This window comes from Luteolibacter pohnpeiensis, from assembly GCF_016595435.1.
Taxonomy (GTDB): domain Bacteria; phylum Verrucomicrobiota; class Verrucomicrobiia; order Verrucomicrobiales; family Akkermansiaceae; genus Luteolibacter; species Luteolibacter pohnpeiensis.
The window spans coordinates 1-1655 of sequence record NZ_JAENIJ010000106.1 but is presented as its reverse complement, the minus strand read 5'-3'; the positions used below and the strand labels follow the sequence as shown (position 1 = coordinate 1655).

The 1655-nt window shown below is 44.8% G+C and carries 2 protein-coding genes; both read left to right on the top strand.

The window, feature by feature from the left end:
- On the top strand, positions 1-933 hold a 933-nt coding region (locus tag JIN85_RS20325; RefSeq protein WP_200274296.1), incomplete at its 5' end, for an RHS repeat domain-containing protein.
- A gap of 143 nt (positions 934-1076) precedes the next feature.
- Positions 1077-1406, top strand: a complete 330-nt coding sequence (locus JIN85_RS20320) for a hypothetical protein (RefSeq protein WP_200274294.1) — start codon at positions 1077-1079, stop codon at positions 1404-1406.
- Positions 1407-1655 lie beyond the last annotated feature (249 nt).

Here is a 1655-nt window from a genome sequence, read left to right as displayed (position 1 = left end):
TGGGCTGATAAAGCGACCGGTCAGGTGGTGGCACGCCAGGAATACGATCCATTCGGAGACAAGATCATCCACGAAGGCATCGACCTGCCAATCGGTTTCTCGACCAAGTATCAGGACGAAGAAACCGGCCTACTCTACTACGGCTACCGTTACTATGACCCCGTAACGGGGAGATGGCCATCCAGAGATCCCATTGGCGAAAGGGGAGGAGTCAACCTCTATGGAATGGTCGGGAATAATGGAATTGGGAGAATTGATCTTTTAGGGCTAAATGAGATTATTATTAGTGGAGGATGTAACGCAAACCCAGGTGGATGGGAAATAGCGGGGCCGATTGATGGGAGGTGGACGCTGTTTGAGCCAGATTTGGCAGGACGAATTACAAGAAAGATCGGAGAGAAAACAGGGATTAATGCTCTGTATGCAGTTAGGCATGATGTAAATTGGAAAAATTTCATATCCGCTGCAGAGCAGGAGATAGTTAAGCGCAAAGACAAACTGCAAAAGGGTGAACACATTGAATGGTTTGTTGATTGGACCGCTTACGCAAATCGCAGTAAGGTTGACGAAGGCGATGAGAAGAAATACATTGAAGAAATTATGCAAATTGCCCAAAAGCATAAGGTTGGCTTGAGGTTTTTTGGAAGTAAGATGGAACTTATTGGTAAGCTACACACAGATATCTTCGGCAAAGGTTATCGTAGTGGGTCTGATAAAATCAGCCGCATTACCTACTTCGGGCATGGTGTGCCGGGTGCTCTTATTCTTTCGCCTGGATGGAACAATACCGAAGGGGCTGTGAATAACGGGGGGTATAGTCTGACCAATGGTGATATCGGCATGCTAAATAAAGAAGTTTTTTCAAAGCATGCAATAGGTATTAGCTGTGGTTGTAATTCGGCAACGAAAGGAAAGAACGGGGGAAGTCGCTAAGAGATGCGTGGAAGGATCATTTCGGATTTGAGTTTTATGGTGTTAACAGCCGGACAAGCTACGGAACACCAGAAGCGGTAGTGCCTGAAAAAGGAGGGGAATGGGTGCCGTCTACTCCAGATGGTTTTGGAAATTGAAAATAGATGAAAAGGGTGTTTCTGTGTGCGATTTCAGTTACAGTTTTGGCTCTGTTTGCTGGGGTTTTTGATGCTAGGCTGCCAAAAGTCTTTTCTGAACTTTCTTTGAAAGAGAGTTACGAAAGAACAGCTTCAAAATTGAGAGAAAATGGATTCGAAAAAGTGGAATATTCAGATTACGAGGTATGGTCAAAAAAACGATTTTTTGGGGAATTAGAAGTCAAAATTTACCGATATAATGAGGCGGTATCAGACGGATGTCGAAGTATTGCTACGAGCTACAGTGGGATGATTGACCGAAAAAGGTTTGTAAACCAGAGAGGGGTCAGTCCTTGATTTTTGATTTTGCAATGGTGCAATGATTGGGTTTGAAGTCGTGCATGGCGAGGCCGTTACGCATGATATGGTGACAGACATTTTGCATGACAGAGGGACAGGCCTTTAGTAAGAATCAAGCTTGCCGAATTTCTCATGACAGAGGGACAGGCCTGAATGGCACGGGATTAAGCCCGATTTCGTTGAAAATCAATAGACGGAAAGCCGGTCGGGGTATGGTTTGAATGTGTGACCAAACAACCTTTTTTG